Below are 17471 nucleotides of genomic sequence, written 5' to 3'. Positions count from 1 at the left end.
GACGGCCCGGGTCGCGAGCCGCGCGCGGATGCGGCCGATGGTGGGCGGGCCGGGCGGGTCGGTGCGGCCGCTCGTCAGACCGATCGAGACGCCGGCGAGGACCGCGAACAGCGTGGACGGGCGCCCGTGGGCGACGGCGGTCCAGGTGGCCGGGTCGGTCCAGTCGAGCTGCTCCGCGATGCCGCCGATGTGTGCGGCCATCATGCCGAGCAGCGCGACCGCACGGGCCACGTCGACGCCCTGCAGCCGCATCCCCGACGCGGACGCGCCCCGCACCGCTGTGGGCGGGACGGGGCGCGTGTCGGTCATGGTCGTCAGCTCGTCGGGGTGTCGACGCGTCCGAGCGAGACCTCGATCATCTCGTCGCGCGGCACCACCTTGATGCGCTCGCGCCCGTCGACCGCGCCGAGCGCCTGCTCGTGGGTGTCGAGGTGGTGCCAGCCCTCGAGGTCGGTGTACTCGACACCGCGCTCGCGGAGCAGGGCCGGGATCGCCTCGTCGGAGGGGTCCTCCGGGGTCCACCAGCTCGCCTGGTCGTTGACGATGTGCTGCACCGTCTCCATCGCGTCGGACTTCGTGTGTCCGATGAGCCCGACCGGACCGCGCTTGATCCAGCCGGTGGCGTACACCCCGGGGATCTGCTGGTTGTCGTCGTCGAGGACCTGGCCCTCGTGGTTCGGGATGACACCGTGGCGCTCGTCGAACGGCACACCGGGCAGCGGGGAACCGAAGTACCCGACCGCGCGGTAGGCGGCCTGGATCGGGATCTCGCGGATCTCGCCGGTGCCCTCGACGCCGCCCTCGCCGTTCGGCCGGGTGCGCTCGTAGCGGATGGCGGTCAGCTTGCCCTGCTCGTCGCCGACGAACTCGATCGGCTTCGCGTAGAAGTGCAGGTGGAGCCGGCGGCTGGCCTGGCCGACCTCGCGCGTGCGCCACTGCTCGAGGACACGGTTGATCACCATGACCTGCTTGTTCGTCGCGATCGCGGTCTTCGAGGCCTCGTCGTGGTCGAAGTCCTCGTCGTAGACCACCATGTCGACGTCACGGACCTCGCCGAGCTCGCGCAGCTCGAGCGGCGTGAACTTCACCTGCGCCGGACCACGGCGGCCGAAGACGTGCACGTCCGTGACGGGCGAGGCCTTGAGGCCCTCGTACACGTTCGCGGGGATCTCGGTCGGCAGCAGGTCGTCGGCGTGCTTCGCCAGGATGCGCGAGACGTCGAGGGCGACGTTGCCGACGCCGATGACCGCGACGCTCTCGGCGTTCAGCGGCCAGGTGCGCGGGACGTCCGGGTGGCCGTCGAACCAGCTCACGAACTCGGCGGCGCCGTACGAGCCGTCGAGGTCGACACCGGGGATGTCGAGGTCGGCGTCCTTGATCGCGCCGGTCGAGAACACGACCGCGTTGTAGTGCTTCTTGAGGTCCTCGAGGGTGATGTCCTCGCCGTAGCGGACGTTGCCGAACAGCCGGACGACACCGCGGTCGAGGACGTCACGCAGGGCGTTGATGATGCCCTTGATGCGCGGGTGGTCGGGGGCGACGCCGTAGCGGACCAGACCGTAGGGCGCGGGGAGCTGCTCGAACAGGTCGATCGACACGTCGTAGCCGTGGGCCTCGCGCAGCAGGATGTCCGCGGCGTAGATGCCGGCCGGGCCGGCGCCGACGATGGCGAGTCGGAGGGTGGGCACTGATCGTCTCCAGTTCGTTCGGGTGGGGGTTCCCGGGGGGCCTCCCGACCGGGCCGCAGTGCGTGCGCCGTCGGGAGGGGTGTTCAACGGCTTCGGTCGACGACGGAGTCCGCGAAGCGGGTGAGTGCCCGTTTCACGGTGCCGTCGGGGAGCGGGGCGAGGGCGGCGACGGCTTCGCGGGCCCAGGCGACGGCGACGGCTCGGGTCGCCGCGGTGGCCTCGTGCTCGCGGAGTGCGGCGACGGCCGACTGGTACGGCGCGGAGTCGACCACGTCGTCGGGTGCACCGTTGACGTCACGCTCGATGCGCTCGACCAGGTGCTGCGCGGACGGGTCGGTCGCGGCCATCCGGCGCAGCTGCAGGACCGGCAGGGTGTCGACGCCGGCACGCAGGTCGTTGCCGGCGATCTTGCCGGTCTTGTCCGTCGCGGGGGCGAGGTCGATGACGTCGTCGACGAGCTGGAAGGCCACGCCGACCTTCTCGCCGAAGGTACCGACGGCGTCGAGGTAGGCGCGGTCGGCATCGGAGAACATCACGCCGGCGCGGGCGGCGGTGGCGATGAGCGAACCGGTCTTGTCGCTGAGCACCTGGATGTAGTGCTCGAGCGGGTCGTCGTCCGGCTGCGGCCCCGTGGTCTCGTGCAGCTGCCCCATGCAGAGGCGCTGGAAGGTCTCGGCCTGCATCCGGATGCCCTCGGTGCCGAGGTCGGCAGTGATGAGGCTGGCGCGGGCGAAGAGCAGGTCACCGGTCAGGATCGCCACGTTGTTGCCGTAGGTGATCTGCGCGGCGGGGACCCCGCGGCGCACGGGCGCTTCGTCCATGACGTCGTCGTGGTACAGCGACGCCAGGTGCGTGGTCTCGATGCTCACCGCGGCCTTGACCACGGCGTCCGTCACGCCGTCACCGAGCTGGGCGATGAGGAGCGTCAGGGTCGGACGGATGCGCTTGCCACCGGCGGACAGCAGGTACCGGCTGGTGGTGTCGGCGAGGGTGTCGGTGGAGCGCATGGCGTCCTCGAGCCCCTGCTCGACGAGTTCGAGCCCGTCGTCGACCGCGGAGATGAAGCGTCGGTCGGCGGGCGTGGCGAACAACCGCTCGCCGATGCCCAGCGATGCGCGCAGGCTCGGCGCGCGACGTGCGACCGGGACGCTCGGATTCAAGTGCTGCTCCGTCTTCGGGGGTGGTGACCGGTCAGTCGGCGGCCGGGTCGACGCGCGGCTGCTCGCCGGTGTTCTGGTGGTCACGGCGGGCCTTCGCACGCCGTGCCGCGGACTCGCGCACCGTGTCGGCGACGGGCTTGCGGCCACGGTGCAGTGCGACGATACCGGCCGTCAGGTTGCGGTAGGCGACCACCGAGAAGCCGACACCGCGGAGCCACTGGGTGAGCACCTGCTGGTCGGGCCACGCGTCGATCGACTCGGCGAGGTAACGGTAGGCGGCCGGGTTGCTGCTCGAGAGCCGCGCGATGCCCGGGAGCACGCGCTTCAGGTAGGTGCCGTAGCCGAGGCGCAGCAGGGCGCGGGGCGGCGTCGAGAACTCACAGATGACGACGCGGCCACCGGGCTTCAGGACGCGCAGCATCTCGGCGAGCGCCTGCTTCGGGTCGTTCACGTTGCGCAGCCCGAACGAGATCGTGACGGCGTCGAACGTGTCGTCGTCGAAGGGCAGCTGCTCGGCATTGCCCTCGACGAAGGTGATCTCGGGGTGGCGTTCGCGGCCGACGGCGATCATGCCGGCGGACAGGTCGAGCGCGGTGACCTCGGCGCCCTTCTTGGCGAAGGCCGCTGCGCTGGTCCCGGTGCCCGCGGCGATGTCGAGGACCTTCTCGCCGGGCTGCGGGTCGACCGCGCGGACCGTCGCGACACGCCACAGCGGGGCGTTGCCCGCCGACAGGATGTCGTTCGTGAGGTCGTACTTGGCCGCGACGTCGTCGAACATCGCCGCCACCTCGTCCGGGCGCTTGTTCAGGTCCGCTCTGCTCACACGATCAATCCTAGAGGTCCCGACCGAGCGTTCACCGGACTCGCAGCCACCCGGGCGGTGCGGGATCGGCGCGTAGCATCGGAGCCGTGACCCGAACCACCACGGCGGCGCCCCCGCTGACGGTCTCGACCCGGATCCTCGACGACCCGGGCGCCGTCCTCCGCCACACGCTCCGCGACCGTCCCCTCGCCTTCGTCCGGAACGGCGACGGCATCGTCGGCATCGGTGAGGCGCTCCGGTTCACGTTCACCGGCCCCGACCGGATGCGGGACGCCGCGGCCCTCTGGCGCAGCATCGTCGAGACCGCCGTCGTCGACGACCCGGTGCAGCTGCGCGGGTCGGGGCTCGTCGCGTTCGGGTCGTTCGCCTTCGCTGACGACTCCGCCGACGAGAGCGTGCTCATCGTGCCCCGGGTGGTCCTCGGCCGGCGTCGCGGCAAGGCCTGGCTGACCGCGATCGACACCACGCTCGGCGCGGAGCCCCTGGCCTTCACCCGGACCTCGGTCCCGGTCCCCCACGTCGGGCCGCACGTCTCCGTGGCCCTGCGTCCCGGGCACATCGACGAGGACACCTACGCCGCCAACGTGACCGAGGCGGTCCGCCGCATCGTGGCCGGGGACGCCCGGAAGGTCGTGCTCGCCCGCGACCTCGTCGGCACGCTGTCGCCGGGAGCCGATCGACGGGCGGTCCTGCTCGACCTCGCGGCCGCCTACCCGCAGTGCGTGACCTTCGCGGTGGACGGACTGGTCGGCGCCACCCCCGAGACCCTCGCCCGCACCGACGGCACACGGTTGACCGCACGGGTGCTCGCCGGCAGCGCCGCCCGGGGCACCGACGAGGTGTCCGACCGGGCCGCCGCCGAGGCCCTGGCCAGCAGTGCCAAGGACGTCGAGGAGCACACCTTCGCGATCGACAGTCTGCTCGCGGCCCTCGCACCGCTCGCGACGGACCTGCGCGCCGACGCCGAACCGTTCCGGCTGCAGCTGCCGAACCTGTGGCACCTGGCGACCGACGTGCAGGCCACGCTCCCGCCCGACACCACGTCCTTGGACGTCGCCGACGCCCTGCACCCGACGGCCGCGGTCGCCGGGACCCCGACGGACGTGGCCGTGCAGTTGGTCGCCGAGCTCGAGGGCGTCGACCGGGGCCGCTACGCCGGGCCGGTCGGCTGGATGAGCGCGACGGGCGACGGCGAGTGGATGCTCGCGCTCCGCAGCGCCCGGATCGACGACGACGGCACCGTCCGGGCCTGGGCGGGGGCCGGGATCGTGGCCGGCTCGGAGCCGGCGCGCGAGGTCGCCGAGACGGCGCTGAAGTTCCGGCCGATCACCGACGCGCTGGCCTGAGGCAGGCGCGCGACCCACGCGGTCGCGCGGTCCCCGACAGCCGCTGGCCGGTCAGTCGGCCAGCGGAACCTCGATCACGACCCGCTCGGCCGGGTCGGTGAGCACCCGCTCCAGGTCACCCCACGTCGCCGCCCGGCGGTACTCCCACCCGAGGCCCGTGACGACCCGTTCGACGTCGACGTGCTGCGGGGTCGACATCATCCGCCGCATGTCGGCTTCGGGCGTGGTCTTCGCCACCTCGAGCCCGCGGAAGATCGCGCCGCCGTGGTCGTTGCCGACGACGACCTGCACCCGGTGGGTGCGTTCCTCGGTGCCGGTGACGAACGCTCCGAGGTCGTGCAGCAGGGTCAGGTCGCCGAGGAGCAGGCGTGTGGTGCCCACGGAGGCGGAGGACTGCTCGAGCGCCGCGGCGATGCCGAGTGCGGTCGAGACGGTGCCGTCGATACCCGCGAGCCCGCGGTTCGCGTGCACCCGGATCTTCTTGCCGAGCACCCGGGCGTCGGCTTCACGGATGAGCTGCGACGCCCCGAGGACCAGCCGGTCGTGCGGCCAGGTCACCCCCCAGACGGCCTCGGCGAGCATGGCCCGGTCGACGGGTCGGCGACGGAGCGCGACCTCGTCACGCAGGAACTTGTTCCGCTCGGCACGGTCGGCGGAGCGCTTGGCGTCGAGGTCCGGGCCGGCATCGCCGTCCCCCAGGATCCGTCGGCTGGCGCCGACCCAGCGGCCGACCCACGCACGGTGCTCCGGCCGGGTGCGGCCCGTCACGCGGACGTCGGACACGAAGGTGGTCACGGCGTCCGGTCGGGAGGTGCGGGCCGGGTCGAACGGGTCGGCCGCCGGTCCGCGGACGACGATCGTCTCGACCCCGTCGCGCTGCAGGAGCGCGGGGACCTCTCTGCTGAGGGTCGGGTGGCCGAGCACGACGGCGCGGCGGACGGCGCCACCGTGGTCGGCGTCGCGCAGGAGTTCGCGGTAGGCCACGACCAGGTTGCGGCCGAAGCGCGCGCCGCTCGAGACCTCGGCGAGGAGCGGCGCCCCGAGTTCCCAGGCGATCCGCTCGGCGTCCTCGCCGGCGTCGTGCCCGGCGATGACGACGGTGCCCGGTTCGTCGTCCGGGGTGAGTTCGGCGACCGGCAGACCCGTGTGCGCCCGGCGGGTCGCGAACGCCAGGTCGACCTCGTCCTCGGGCACGGGGCTGACGTGCTCCGGGGCGAGTCCGGCGGACAGCGGCTCGCGGAACGAGACGTTGAGCTGCGCGGGACCGGGCTGTCCGGTGTGCCCGGCTGCGGCGGCGACGGCCTGTCGGGCGAGGGTGCGCAGGGTGTCGCGGACCGAGGCGTCGACGCCGTGCGCCGACGGGGCCTCGACGTCGCGGACGAAGGCGACGGCCTGGCCGAAGATCCCCGGTTGGACGGTGGTCTGGTTGCTGCCGATGCCGCGCAGTTCGTCGGGGCGGTCGGCACTCAGCACGATCATCGGCGCGCCGGAGTGGTGTGCCTCGAGCACGGCGGGGTGCAGGTTCGCCACCGCGGTGCCCGACGTCGTCACCACCGCCGCCGGTCGGTGCGTCTCGACCGCGAGCCCGAGTGCGAAGAACCCGGCGGTCCGTTCGTCCAACCGCACGTGCACGGTCAACCCGCCGGCGCGCTCGAGGGCGACCGCCGCGAGGGCGAGTGCCTGGGAACGCGAACCGGGGCTCACCACGACGTCGGTGACGCCGGCACGCACGAGTTCCTGCAGGAGGGCGAGCGCGGTGTCCGTCGCCGGGCTGCCCGAACCCGCGGGGCCGTCAGCGATCGGTGCGGCCGTCGTCGTCGCGCTCGTGGAACTGGTCTTCGAGGTCTCGGAGGGTCGCGTCGTCCTGGTCCTTGTCCGTGAGGGTGGCGCCCGGCTCCGGCGTGGTGCCGAGGAAGTCCGGGTCGTCTTCGGGTCCACGGTACCGGGCCGAAGCACCGGGGTCGGCCGCCGGGGTGCGACCCAGCAGGAACCAGAGGACGCCGCCCAGGACGGGCAGGATGATGACGAGCAGGAGCCACACGCCACGACGCAGGGAACGGACGCGCTGACGCGGCATCGTGCCGCAGTCGATGGCCGCGTACACCGTGAAGGCGACGGCGGCCACGGCGACGATCAACCACAAGCGGACCATGCGGTGAAGTCTAGGTCGCGACCCTGTGATGCCCCTGCCGGTCGGCGCTCCGTAGACTCACCGTGTGAAAGCGTGGCTCCTGTACACCCTGGCTCGGCTCGGCATCTTCGTGGTGGCGCTCGTGCTCCTCCTGCTCCTGACGCCGATGCCGTGGTACTGGGCGACGATCGTGGCCGCCCTGGTGGGCCTGCTCATCTCGTACATCGCTCTGTCCGGACTGCGCACGCAGGTCGCGCTGAGCCTGGCGAACCGCCGCGGTACCCCGGAGCGGGACGCCGACTCGGACTTCGAGGACGACTTCGTCGACGCCGCCGACTCCGACGCCGCGGCCACCCCGACCGTCCGTCCGGTGTCCGACGCCGACCGGCACGGGGCGCGCCGGGACACCGACGCCGACTGACTCCGAGCGCGAGGGCGGGGCCGTCCGGTGGAGCAGCCGGAACGGCTACGGCTGGACGGCCAGGGTGATCCCGAGCACCACGCCGAAGGCGAGCGAGGCGAACGACGACAGCTGCAGGGCCGTGATGAGCTCGCGGGGCTTCCGTGACGACACCCCGATCGCCAGTGCCGGCAGCGCCAGCAGCAGCGAGAAGTACGTGAAGCCCGTGCGGAAGTACAGCAGCACGAACCAGAGCAGCACGACGTACGGCAGCATCAGGAACAGGCCGTACAGGACGCGGGCCACCGGACGCCCGACGACCACGGCGAGCGTGCGCTTGCCCGCCAGCTGGTCCTCGTCGATGTCGCGGATGTTGTTCACCATCAGGACCGCGCAGGCGAAGAACCCGGCGGCCACCGCGGCTGCCCAGCCGCTGACCGTGACCTCGCGGATCTGCACGAACTGGGTGCCGAGCACGGCGACCAGCCCGAAGAAGACGAAGACGAAGACCTCGCCGAGGGCGTTGTACCCGTACGGCTTCTTGCCGCCCGTGTAGAACCAGGCGGCGACGATGGCGGCGGCCCCCACGAGCAGCAGCCACCACAGCTGGGTGAGCAGCACGATGACCAGGCCGGCGCCCGCGGCCAGGCCGAAGAACGTCAGGGCGACGGTGAGCACGGTCCGGGGCTTGGCCAGACCGGCTCCGGTGAGTCGTGCCGGGCCGACGCGGTACTCGTCGGTGCCGCGGACCCCGTCGGAGTAGTCGTTGCTGTAGTTCACACCGATCTGCAGGAACAGCGCCACGGCCAGGGCGAGCAGCGCGACGGCGAGGTGGCCGTCCTTCGCCAGGTAGTCGCCGAAGTCGCCGGGCTCCCCGCTGTCGACGAACGCGACGGCGGTGCCGAGCACGACCGGGACGACACCGAGGGTCAGGGTGCGCAGGCGTGCGCCGCCGATCCAGTCGCGCGCGGTCGCCTTCCGCTTGGTGCGGGCGGGGGCAGCGGCCTTCGCCGGGTTGCCGGACCGGCCCTGCTTCTGCGTCGAGTTCTTCGTTCGTGCCACGAGCACCGATCATATTGCCGATGCGCCGCCCGGCCGCTCGCGGTCCCTACGGGCGGCCCGGCTCCACGAGCGCCTGCACGGCCCGACGGTCGGGTTTGCCCGACGACAGCATCGGGATCCGGTCCAGGACGACGACGTCCGCCGGACGGGCGGCACGGCCCAGGGTGGCCCCGACGTGCGAACGCACGGCATCGAGGTCGAGCGGCTGCTCGGTGACGACGACCGGGACCTCGCCCCACTCCCCCGCCGAGCGCCGGGCGACGACAGCGGTCTCCTGCCCGGGCAGCCCGCGGACGAGCCGTTCGACCGCACCGAGCTGGACCTTCTCGCCGCCGGAGATCACCACGTCGTCGAGGCGTCCGAGCACGCGGACCACGCCGTCGGACAGGGTCGCGGTGTCCCCGGTCCGGTACCAGCGCAGCCCGTCCCGCTCGACGAAGGCCGACGCCGTGCGGGCGTCGTCGTCCAGGTACCCCTCGGCGAGCATCGGCCCCGCCAGGTGCAGCTCGCCGTCGACCAGCGCTGTGCGAACCGTCCCGAACGGGACGCCGTCGTACACGCATCCGCCGCTCGTCTCGCTCGCACCGTACGTCGTCACGACCCGGACCCCGGCGTCGAGCGCACGCTGCCGGAGCGGCGCCGGGGTGGCCTGCCCGCCGACCAGGACCGCGTCGAACCGGGCGAGCGCACGGGTGGCGTCCGGGTCGTCGAGGACCCGGGCGAGCTGCACCGGCACCAGCGAGGTGTAGCGACGCGGCGCGGCCGGACCGGTGACGAGCCGTTCTGCGGCCTCGGTGAACGCGGCGGCCGCGAAGTGCCCGGGTGGCACGACGACGGGTTCGGTGCCCGCGGTGATCGAGCGGGTCAGGACGTTGATGCCGGCGATGTAGTGCGTCGGCAGCGCGAGCACCCAGCGCCCGGGCCCACCGAGTGCCGCGTCCGCCGCGGCGGCACCGGCGAGGAGCGCCTCGGACGAGAGCGCCACGCGCTTGCCGGTGCCGGTGGACCCGCTCGTCTCGACCACCAGGGCGACCGCCTGCCGGACCTCGGCCGGAGGTGGCGTCGGCAGTGCCGGTGCCCCCTCGGCGACGGGGAGCAGTGCGGGGCCGCCGGCGAGTGCTGCCTCCAGGCCGCGCAGCACGGCCGTCGGGTCCGACGCACCGGTCGCGACCAGCGGACGGGGCATCAGTAGTGCCAGGGGAACGCGGTCCACTCGGGAGCGCGCTTCTCGAGGAACGAGTCGCGACCCTCGACCGCCTCGTCGGTGCCGTAGGCCAACCGCGTCGCCTCGCCCGCGAACACCTGCTGGCCGACCATGCCGTCGTCGACCGCGTTGAACGCGTACTTGAGCATCCGGATCGCCGTCGGGGACTTGCCGAGCACGATCTCGCCCCAGCGGATCGCCTCACGCTCCAGGTCCTCGTGCGGCACCACGGCGTTCACCGCACCCATCTCGTACGCGCGCTGGGCGGAGTACTCCTGGGCGAGGAAGAAGACCTCGCGGGCGAACTTCTGCCCGATCTGCTTGGCGTAGTAGGCGCTGCCGTAGCCGCCGTCGAACGAGCCGACGTCGGCATCGGTCTGCTTGAACTTCCCGTGCTCGGCGCTCGCGATGGTGAGGTCGCAGATCGCGTGCAGGGAGTGCCCACCGCCCGCAGCCCAGCCCGGGACGACCGCGATGACGACCTTGGGCATCATCCGGATCAGCCGCTGGACCTCGAGGATGTGCAGCCGGCCCATCGACGCCTGGGCGGCCGCGGGGTCCACACCCTCGGGCGGCGCACCCTCGTCGCCGACGTACTGGTAGCCGCTCCGCCCCCGGATGCGCTGGTCGCCGCCGGAGCAGAACGCCCACCCGCCGTCCTTCGGGCTCGGGCCGTTGCCGGTGAGCAGCACGACGCCGACACGGGGGTCCTGCCTGGCGTCGTCGAGGGCGCGGTAGAGCTCGTCGACCGTGCGCGGGCGGAAGGCGTTGCGGACCTCGGGACGGTCGAAGGCGACCCGGACGATGCCCTTGGAGACGTGCTTGTGGTACGTGATGTCGGTGAACTGCTCCGCGATCGGAGCGGTGGTCCAGACGTCGGGGTCGAACAGGTCGGAGACGGGAGCAGCCATGCTCCCAACGTACCGCCGGGCGTCCGGCGGGTCAGGCGCCCATGTCGGTCAGGATCTCCGGCGCGACGAACACCATGATCACGATGAGGATGACGGGGTTCGCGAAGAACGCCAGGACGACCCCGACGGCGCCGTACCAGCGTCCGAACGAGCCGACGGCGGCGACGAACCCGAGCACGGCGGCGACGAGCGTCAGGAACACGACGACGAAGCAGATCCCGAAGGCGAAGTTCGTGTCACCGCCCATGAACACGGCGAAGGCACTGGCGTCCACAGCGGCGGACACCACGGCCAGGCCGAGGGCGATCTTGCCGACGACGGGGTTGCGGCGCTTCGTGCCACCCGTCTGCCGGACGTCGACGGTGTTGCGCTGCATGAGGCGGGCGAAGTCGTCGGAGTCGCGCCCGGGAGCCGCCGCGGATCGAGCGCCCGCTGCCGGGCGGGTCGCCGCCGAGGGTCGCGCTGCAGCTGCCGGACGAGCCGAGGCCGCCGGGCGTGCTGCTCCGGCGCTCGACGGGTCGGACGGGCGCTGCGATGCACGCTGCTGTGCTGCGCGCTGCCGCGGATCCACCGCCACCGAGCCTCCCTCGTTCCGGGTCGTTCCCCTGCCGACCGAGGCCGACCGATGCATGCTAGTGCCCTGCCCTGGCGGTCCCCTCCGAGGAACCGGCAGGGCCCCTGGGTGCGGTGGGAGGATGGCGGACGTGCTCCCCGACCTCGCCGATCTCCTCGCCGACGCCCACGTGGTGGCCCTGCCGATGCGCGTGCGGTTCCGCGGCATCACCACGCGCGAGGCGCTCGTGCTGCGCGGTCCCGCCGGCTGGACCGAGTTCTCGCCGTTCGTCGAGTACGACGACGCTGAGGCCGCCGCCTGGCTACGGGCCACCGTCGACTTCGGGTGGACGGACCACGAACCCGCCGCCGACTCCGTGCCGGTCAACGCCACCGTCCCGGCGATCGCCGCCGACGACGTCGCCGACCTGCTCGCGCGGTACCCCGGGTGCACCACCGCCAAGGTCAAGGTCGCCGAACCCGGCACGACCGTCGACGACGACGTCGCCCGTGTCGCCGCGGTCCGCCGGGTGATGGGGCCCGAGGCCGCGGTCCGGGTCGACGCCAACGGGCTGTGGAGCGTCGAGCAGGCCGCCGTGGCACTCGAGCGGCTCGCACCGTTCGACCTGCAGTACGCCGAGCAGCCCTGCGCGACGGTGCCCGAGCTCGCGGAGCTCCGGTCGCGGATCGCCGGCCTCGGCGTCCGGGTCGCCGCGGACGAGAGCGTCCGGAAGGCGAGCGACCCCCTCGCCGTCGCCCGGGCCGGTGCCGCCGACGTCCTGGTCGTGAAGGCCCAGCCGCTCGGCGGGATCACCGCGGCCCGTGCCGTCATCACCGACGCCGGGTTGCCGTGCGTCGTCTCCAGTGCGCTCGACACCTCGGTCGGGCTCGGGATGGGAGCGTTCCTGGCTGCCGCGGCGATGACGCCCGGGTACGCCGCCGGGCTCGGGACGGCGGCGATGTTCGCCGGGGACGTCGCGGCCGATCCGCTGCTGCCGGTCGGCGGTCGGGTGCCGGTGCGCCGCGTCGACGTCGCTGCGGAGCTGGTGGACCGGTACGCCGCGTCGCCGGAGCGCACGGCGTGGTGGCGTGCGCGGGTGGCCCGCGTGCACGCGCTGCTCGCCGCCGCCGGGTAGCGCCCGCCGCGTCCTCACGAGACGCCGCCGTCTCCGGAAGACGCCGGCGTCTCAGTTCGACGCCGGCGTCTCCTTTCGGCGCCGCCGAGTCATCGAGACGCCGCCGTAATCAGCGGCGTCTCACCGACGACGCGGCGTCCCACCGACACGACGGCGTCTTCCTGGCCGTGCACGCACCCCGGACGACGGACGGGAGGCACGGTGCCAGCTGGCACCGTGCCTCCCGTCCGGTCGTGGTCGCGACCAGGGCCGCGTCAGCGACCCGTGCGGCTCACAGACCCGAGTAGCTGTGCAGGCCCTTGAAGAAGACGTTCACGACCGAGAAGTTGAACATCACCGCGGCGAAGCCGATGAGGGCCAGCCAGGACGACCGCGCACCGCGCCAGCCGCGGGTCGCACGGGCGTGGATGTAGCCCGCGTAGACGACCCAGATGATGAAGGTCCAGACCTCCTTGGTGTCCCAGCCCCAGTAGCGGCCCCAGGCGCGCTCGGCCCAGATCGCACCGGCGATGAGCGTGAACGTCCAGAGGACGAAGCCGACGAGGAGGACGCGGTAGGTCAGGACCTCGAGCCGGTCGGCGTCGGGCAGCGTCGCCATGAAGCGGAGCTTGCCGGAGGCCGTGCGGCCCTGGCGGTACGTCTGCACGAGCTGCGCCACCGCGAGCCCCGCGCCGAGCGCGAAGAACCCGGTGCCGGCGATCGCCACGAACACGTGGATGACCAGCCAGTACGACTGCAGGGCCGGCTGCAGCGGGACGACGGGGACCCAGTAGTTCACGGTCGCGATGCCGAGCAGGATGATCGTCAGGCCGGTGATGAAGACGCCGAGGAACTTCAGGTTCTGCCAGAACTGCACGAGCAGGAAGATCAGCGTGATCAGCGCCGTGCCGGTCAGCGAGAACTCGAACATGTTGCCCCACGGCACACGGTCGGCCGCGATGCCGCGGAGGACGACCGACGCGACGTGCAGGACGAGCGCGAGGATCGTCATCGCCATGCCGACGCGCTCGAACTTCGTGCCGCGGCCGGCCGAACCGCCCGACGGCGGTGCGGCGACCTGCTCGAGCACGACGGTGCCGCCGCGCACGGTCGCGACCGTCTTCGCTCCGGGTGCTGCCGCAGCGCTGGCCGCGTCGGCCGAGCTGTCGTCGGCGCCCGCGTTCTTCGCGGCGGCCGTGACGTCGCCGGAGCGTTTGGCCATGTCGAGGGCGAACGAGATGAACGCGACCACGTACACCGCCATCGCGGAGTACGTGAGCACGACCGAGTAGGTCGCGAGGTTCGTGGTCATGTCGTTCACTGGGGCATCCTAACTCCGAGGTCCGACGTGTGGCGCTGTGCGATGTCCGCGACGGCCCGTTCGAGGTTCGGGTCCTCGCCGCGTGCGAGTCCGGCGTACTCGAGGTCGTACTCGCCGCCCGCCGTGTCCGTGCGCGGGACGACCTTCACCCAGACGCGACGGCGCGGGACGAACAGCGAGGTGAGCAGGCCGAGGGTGGAGAGCAGGGCGAACCCGCCCACCCAGAGTTGCGAGGGGTCGTGGTGCACGTCGAGGGAGACGTACCGCTTGACGCCGTCGAACGTGATCGATCCGGCACCTTCGGGGAGCTTCTTCGTCTGGCCGGGCTTCAGCGCGATGCTCGCGGTGTCCGACTGCCGACCGGCGATCTGGTCGAGCCCCTTGGTGCTGAGCGTGTACACGCTCTGCGGGATTCCGCTGTCGAGCCCGAGGTCGCCCGTGTAGACCTGCAGCGTCAGCAGCGGGTTCTGGGTGTCCGGGTAGGCACTCGAGTAGGCGCCGCTCGCGAGCTTCGATGCCGTGGGGTAGAAGAACCCGACCATGCCGAGCTGGTCCGGCTTCGCGTCCGGCACCTTGATGACGCCGGTGGAGGTGTAGTTCGCATCCTCCGGCAGGAACGGCACGACGTCCTTGAAGGCCACGTTGCCGTCGCCGTCGCGCACCGTGACCTGCATCGCGTAGCCGTTGCCGAGCAGGTAGACGTTGGTGCCGCCGACGTGCAGCGGATCGTTCACGCCGAGGCGGCTCGTCTTCGGCTCGCCGCCCTTCTCGGTGCTCGTGACCGTGGCCGAGTAGTCGAGCGCCTGCCCGAGGGCGTCGAGGTTGCGCTCCTCGTACTTCGTCACGAACTTGTCGAGCCGGAGGTTGTAGCCCTTGAGGTCGGTCTGCTGGAACCAGCGACCGGGGTTGAACGAGTCGTACGAGCCGAGCACGTTCGAGAACGTCTGGCCCTCGACCAGCAGGCGCTGACCGGTGAAGCCGAAGCCACCGCCGACCCCGACCGCCAGGAGCACCCCGACGAGGGCGGCGTGGAACACCAGGTTGCCGGTCTCGCGCAGGTAGCCGCGCTCCGCGCTCACCGAGTCGCCGAACCGCTCGACGCGGTACCCGGACCGCTTCAGGATCGCCATCGCGCGCGTCACCGCGTGCTCGGCGGACGGGAGGCCCGTGGTCGCGTCGATCCCGGTCGTCCCGTCGATCATCGCGTCCGGCTGCACCGCCACCGTGCGGAAGCCCGCCAGTCGCGTCAGGCGCGCGGGGGTCTTCGGCGGACGGGTCCGCAGTGCCTGCCAGTGGTGCTTCGTGCGGGGCACGATGCAGCCGATGAGCGAGATGAAGAGCAGCAGGTAGATCGCGGAGAACCACACCGAGGTGTAGGTGTCGAAGACCTGCAGCTTGTCGAGGACCGGGTAGAGCTGCGGGTGGTCCGCCTTGTACTGCACGACGCCGTTCGGGTCGGCGGTGCGCTGCGGGACGAGCGAGCCCGGGATCGCCGCGAGGGCGAGCAGCATGAGCAGGAACAGCGCCGTGCGCATGCTCGTCAGCTGCCGCCAGAAGAACCGGAGGTACCCGACGAAGCCGAGCTTCGGCTGGTTGATGCCGCCGTCGGTGGGGCCGGAGCCGTCGACGTGGTCGGACGGTCGCTGCGGGTCGGAGGCGCTGTCGGCTCCGTCGCCTGCGCCCGTCGGGATGTGCTCGTTCAGGTCAGACCGCGGGGACAAAGCTCTGGATCACCGCCCCCACGCTCGACATGACGGCCGACCAGATACCGGTGACCATGAGCAGACCGATGACGATCAGGATCGCTCCTCCGATGATGTTGACGGTGCGCATGTGACGCTTCACCGCCGCGATGGCCCCCGTGGCCCAGCCGGCGCCGAGGGCGACGAGGACGAACGGGATGCCGAGCCCGAGGCAGTACGCCACCCCGAGCCACATGCCCTGCCAGGCGCTGCCCGACTGGACGCTGAGCAGGTTGATGGCCGCCAGGGTCGGGCCGAGGCACGGGGTCCAGCCGAGGCCGAACACGATGCCGAGCAGGGGGGCGCCGAGGAGCCCGGTGGCCGGGGTCCAGCTGGGCTTGATGGTGCGCTGCAGGAACGTGAACCGACCGACGAACACCAGGCCCATCGCGATCACGACGACCCCGAGGATCTGCGTGATGAGGTCGCGCCACCGCACGAGCCAGAAGCCGAGCGCGCCGAACACCGTCGTGTACGCCACGAACACCGCGGTGAACCCGGCGATGAACAGCAGCACGCCGAGCACCACACGACCCCGACGCTGCCCGCCCTCGGCGACACCGCCGACGTACCCGAGGTACCCCGGCACGAGCGGCAGCACGCACGGGGACAGGAACGACACGAGCCCGGCGAGCGCCGCCACGGGCAGCGCCACGGCCATCTGGCCGCTCAGGATCGCGTCGGCGAAGGGGTTGGAGGTCACGGGTCAGGAGGCCTTGCCGGCGTCGAGCTCGTCGCTGACCAGGGTCTGCAGGATGCTCGTGCCGTCGATCGCGCCGAGGACCCGGGCGGCCACGCGGCCCTTGGTGTCGAGGACGATCGTGGCCGGCACCGCGTTCGGTGCGATCTGCCCGGACATCGCCAGCTGCATCGTGCCCGTGCGCTGGTCGAGGACCGTCGGGTACTGCACGTCGAAGGTGCGCTCGAAGGCGGCCGCGGTCGCTGCTTCGTCGCGGACGTTGACGCCGATGAACGCGACGTCGTCGGCGTCGGCGTACTCGTCGTGCACCTTGTTGAGGTACTTCGCCTCGGCTCGGCACGGGGGGCAGCTGGCGTACCAGAAGTTCAGGACGACGACCTTGCCGCGGAGGTCCTTCGACGAGACGGTGTCGCCGTTCGAGTCCTCGGCCCGGAAGGTGACCGGGTCGGTGCGGTCCTTCGCGGAGACCTCGGTCACGGCACCGTCACCGGAGATGTAGTTCTGGGTCGTGCCGTTGCCGTACTGCTTCGCGATGCCGCCGCTGTCCGACGAGCAGCCGGACAGGACGAGCACGGCGGCGACGGTCGTCGCTGCGAGGACCGCGAACCGCTTGCTGATGACGCGCGCACGCTTCGTGCTGTTCACACTGCTCCTTCGTCGACGGCGGTCGCGCGCAGTTCCTGCGCGGGGTCCGCGTACCCGACCTCGGTGAACCGACCGGTCGACGTGGCGGGCACACGTTCGACGGTGGTGATGCTCGACAGGTCACAGCGGCGCTTGCGCGGGTCGTGCCACAGGGGCTCCCCCGCGAGCTTCCTGTGGACCATCCAGATCGGCAGCTGGTGGCTGACCAGGACGACGTCGCCCTCGTCCACGCTCTCCCACGCCGTGGTCATCGCCGCGAGCATGCGGTTGGCGATCGACTCGTACGCCTCGCCCCAGCTGGGACGCAGCGGGTTCGCGATCCACGGCCACTCCGCCGGGCGGCCGAGCGAGCGCTTCGTGAACCCGGGGGGCTGCCCCTCGTAGCGGTTCGTCGGTTCGATCAGGCGCTCGTCGAGCGTCACGTCGAGCCCGTAGACGGCCGACCAGGGTGCGGCGGACTCCTGCGTGCGCTGCAGCGGGGACGCGACGATCCGACGCACGTCGACGCCGGCGTCCTTCCAGGCGGTCGCGGAGGCCTGCGCCATCCGCGTGCCGAGGTCACTCAGCCCGAAGCCCGGGAGCCGGCCGTAGAGGACGCGGCCCGGGTTGTGCACCTCTCCGTGCCGGACGAGGTGGAGACGGGTCGCGGGCATGGGTTCCAGTGTAGGTCG

The 17471-nt window shown here is 72.1% G+C and carries 17 protein-coding genes and 1 pseudogene; 3 read left to right on the top strand and 15 right to left on the bottom strand.

What is annotated here, in order from left to right; translation table 11 throughout:
• The 4 genes and pseudogenes from DEJ09_RS01835 to DEJ09_RS01820 all read right to left on the bottom strand — a co-directional run.
• Positions 1-309 (bottom strand): annotated as a pseudogene (locus DEJ09_RS01835) (heparan-alpha-glucosaminide N-acetyltransferase domain-containing protein); the annotation flags it as partial.
• 5 nt (positions 310-314) lie between these two features.
• Positions 315-1688: an FAD-dependent oxidoreductase gene (locus DEJ09_RS01830; protein ID WP_110863405.1), complete on the bottom strand. Its 1374-nt coding sequence runs from the start codon at positions 1686-1688 to the stop codon at positions 315-317.
• An 83-nt stretch (positions 1689-1771) separates the two neighbouring features.
• On the bottom strand, positions 1772-2848 hold the full coding sequence (locus DEJ09_RS01825; protein ID WP_111087443.1) for a polyprenyl synthetase family protein: 1077 nt from the start codon (positions 2846-2848) through the stop codon (positions 1772-1774).
• 31 nt (positions 2849-2879) lie between these two features.
• Positions 2880-3671 carry a demethylmenaquinone methyltransferase gene (locus DEJ09_RS01820; RefSeq protein ID WP_071406309.1) on the bottom strand — a complete coding sequence of 264 codons (792 nt, stop codon included), beginning with the start codon at positions 3669-3671 and terminating at the stop codon, positions 2880-2882.
• 86 nt (positions 3672-3757) lie between these two features.
• On the opposite strand from DEJ09_RS01820, the gene DEJ09_RS01815 reads away from it, so the two are divergent.
• Positions 3758-5017 (top strand): isochorismate synthase MenF, encoded by a 1260-nt coding sequence (locus tag DEJ09_RS01815; RefSeq protein WP_111087442.1) that lies wholly within the window; start codon positions 3758-3760, stop codon positions 5015-5017.
• 51 nt (positions 5018-5068) lie between these two features.
• On the opposite strand, the gene menD is transcribed toward DEJ09_RS01815, so the two are convergent.
• Together menD and DEJ09_RS01805 are read right to left on the bottom strand one after the other, a co-directional pair.
• Positions 5069-6760, bottom strand: a complete 1692-nt coding sequence (gene menD / locus DEJ09_RS01810; protein ID WP_309146926.1) for a 2-succinyl-5-enolpyruvyl-6-hydroxy-3-cyclohexene-1-carboxylic-acid synthase — start codon at positions 6758-6760, stop codon at positions 5069-5071.
• A gap of 49 nt (positions 6761-6809) precedes the next feature.
• Positions 6810-7169, bottom strand: a complete 360-nt coding sequence (locus DEJ09_RS01805) for a PLDc N-terminal domain-containing protein (RefSeq protein WP_111087441.1) — start codon at positions 7167-7169, stop codon at positions 6810-6812.
• 64 nt (positions 7170-7233) lie between these two features.
• On the opposite strand from DEJ09_RS01805, the gene DEJ09_RS01800 reads away from it, so the two are divergent.
• Positions 7234-7569 (top strand): DUF4229 domain-containing protein, encoded by a 336-nt coding sequence (locus tag DEJ09_RS01800; protein ID WP_111038107.1) that lies wholly within the window; start codon positions 7234-7236, stop codon positions 7567-7569.
• A 45-nt stretch (positions 7570-7614) separates the two neighbouring features.
• On the opposite strand, the gene DEJ09_RS01795 is transcribed toward DEJ09_RS01800, so the two are convergent.
• The 4 genes from DEJ09_RS01795 to DEJ09_RS17900 are packed head-to-tail and all read right to left on the bottom strand — an operon-like array spanning position 7615 to position 11302.
• Complete coding sequence (locus DEJ09_RS01795; RefSeq protein ID WP_111087440.1) at positions 7615-8616, bottom strand: 1,4-dihydroxy-2-naphthoate polyprenyltransferase; 1002 nt, start codon at positions 8614-8616, stop codon at positions 7615-7617.
• 40 nt (positions 8617-8656) lie between these two features.
• Positions 8657-9796 carry an AMP-binding protein gene (locus DEJ09_RS01790; RefSeq protein ID WP_111087439.1) on the bottom strand — a complete coding sequence of 380 codons (1140 nt, stop codon included), beginning with the start codon at positions 9794-9796 and terminating at the stop codon, positions 8657-8659.
• The gene (locus tag DEJ09_RS01785) at positions 9796-10725 is read right to left on the bottom strand and encodes a 1,4-dihydroxy-2-naphthoyl-CoA synthase (RefSeq protein WP_111029377.1); all 930 of its coding nucleotides are present in this window, start codon (positions 10723-10725) and stop codon (positions 9796-9798) included. Before DEJ09_RS01785 ends, DEJ09_RS01790 begins: the two co-directional genes overlap by 1 nt.
• Positions 10726-10756: 31 nt before the next feature.
• Positions 10757-11302 (bottom strand): hypothetical protein, encoded by a 546-nt coding sequence (locus DEJ09_RS17900; RefSeq protein ID WP_146245060.1) that lies wholly within the window; start codon positions 11300-11302, stop codon positions 10757-10759.
• A gap of 118 nt (positions 11303-11420) precedes the next feature.
• Between DEJ09_RS17900 and DEJ09_RS01775 the strand changes: the two genes are divergently transcribed.
• Positions 11421-12413, top strand: coding sequence for an o-succinylbenzoate synthase (locus tag DEJ09_RS01775; RefSeq protein WP_111087438.1), 993 nt, complete (start codon positions 11421-11423; stop codon positions 12411-12413).
• A 271-nt stretch (positions 12414-12684) separates the two neighbouring features.
• Here the strand turns inward: DEJ09_RS01775 and ccsB are convergent, their stop codons facing one another.
• The 5 genes from ccsB to DEJ09_RS01750 are packed head-to-tail and all read right to left on the bottom strand — an operon-like array spanning position 12685 to position 17453.
• Positions 12685-13704, bottom strand: coding sequence for a c-type cytochrome biogenesis protein CcsB (ccsB, locus tag DEJ09_RS01770; protein ID WP_110863489.1), 1020 nt, complete (start codon positions 13702-13704; stop codon positions 12685-12687).
• Between the two features lie 5 nt (positions 13705-13709).
• Entirely contained in the window at positions 13710-15434 is a 1725-nt protein-coding gene (locus DEJ09_RS01765) for a cytochrome c biogenesis protein ResB (protein WP_258373752.1), read from the bottom strand.
• On the bottom strand, positions 15418-16116 hold the full coding sequence (locus tag DEJ09_RS01760; protein WP_071247888.1) for a cytochrome c biogenesis CcdA family protein: 699 nt from the start codon (positions 16114-16116) through the stop codon (positions 15418-15420). Before DEJ09_RS01760 ends, DEJ09_RS01765 begins: the two co-directional genes overlap by 17 nt.
• Positions 16117-16161: 45 nt before the next feature.
• Complete coding sequence (locus tag DEJ09_RS01755) at positions 16162-16800, bottom strand: TlpA disulfide reductase family protein (protein ID WP_258370551.1); 639 nt, start codon at positions 16798-16800, stop codon at positions 16162-16164.
• A complete protein-coding gene (locus DEJ09_RS01750; RefSeq protein WP_111087437.1) occupies positions 16797-17453 on the bottom strand; it encodes a histidine phosphatase family protein in 657 nt (218 codons plus the stop codon). Before DEJ09_RS01750 ends, DEJ09_RS01755 begins: the two co-directional genes overlap by 4 nt.
• Positions 17454-17471 lie beyond the last annotated feature (18 nt).

Origin of the sequence: Curtobacterium sp. MCLR17_055, from assembly GCF_003234305.1 — a bacterium.
GTDB lineage: Bacteria > Actinomycetota > Actinomycetes > Actinomycetales > Microbacteriaceae > Curtobacterium > Curtobacterium flaccumfaciens.
The sequence above is the reverse complement of the archived record's forward strand: the minus strand, read 5'-3'. Positions and strand labels throughout refer to the sequence as shown.

Bases quoted from the DNA above. Each gene is read 5' to 3' on its own strand.
- DEJ09_RS01805 (WP_111087441.1), bottom strand. From the start codon at position 7,169: ATGGTCCGCTTGTGGTTGATCGTCGCCGTGGCCGCCGTCGCCTTCACG.
- DEJ09_RS01750 (WP_111087437.1), bottom strand. From the start codon at position 17,453: ATGCCCGCGACCCGTCTCCACCTCGTCCGGCACGGAGAGGTGCACAAC.
- DEJ09_RS01760 (WP_071247888.1), bottom strand. From the start codon at position 16,116: ATGGCCGTGGCGCTGCCCGTGGCGGCGCTCGCCGGGCTCGTGTCGTTC.
- ccsB (WP_110863489.1), bottom strand. From the start codon at position 13,704: ATGACCACGAACCTCGCGACCTACTCGGTCGTGCTCACGTACTCCGCG.
- DEJ09_RS01775 (WP_111087438.1), top strand. From the start codon at position 11,421: ATGGCGGACGTGCTCCCCGACCTCGCCGATCTCCTCGCCGACGCCCAC.
- DEJ09_RS01785 (WP_111029377.1), bottom strand. From the start codon at position 10,725: ATGGCTGCTCCCGTCTCCGACCTGTTCGACCCCGACGTCTGGACCACC.
- DEJ09_RS01790 (WP_111087439.1), bottom strand. From the start codon at position 9,796: ATGCCCCGTCCGCTGGTCGCGACCGGTGCGTCGGACCCGACGGCCGTG.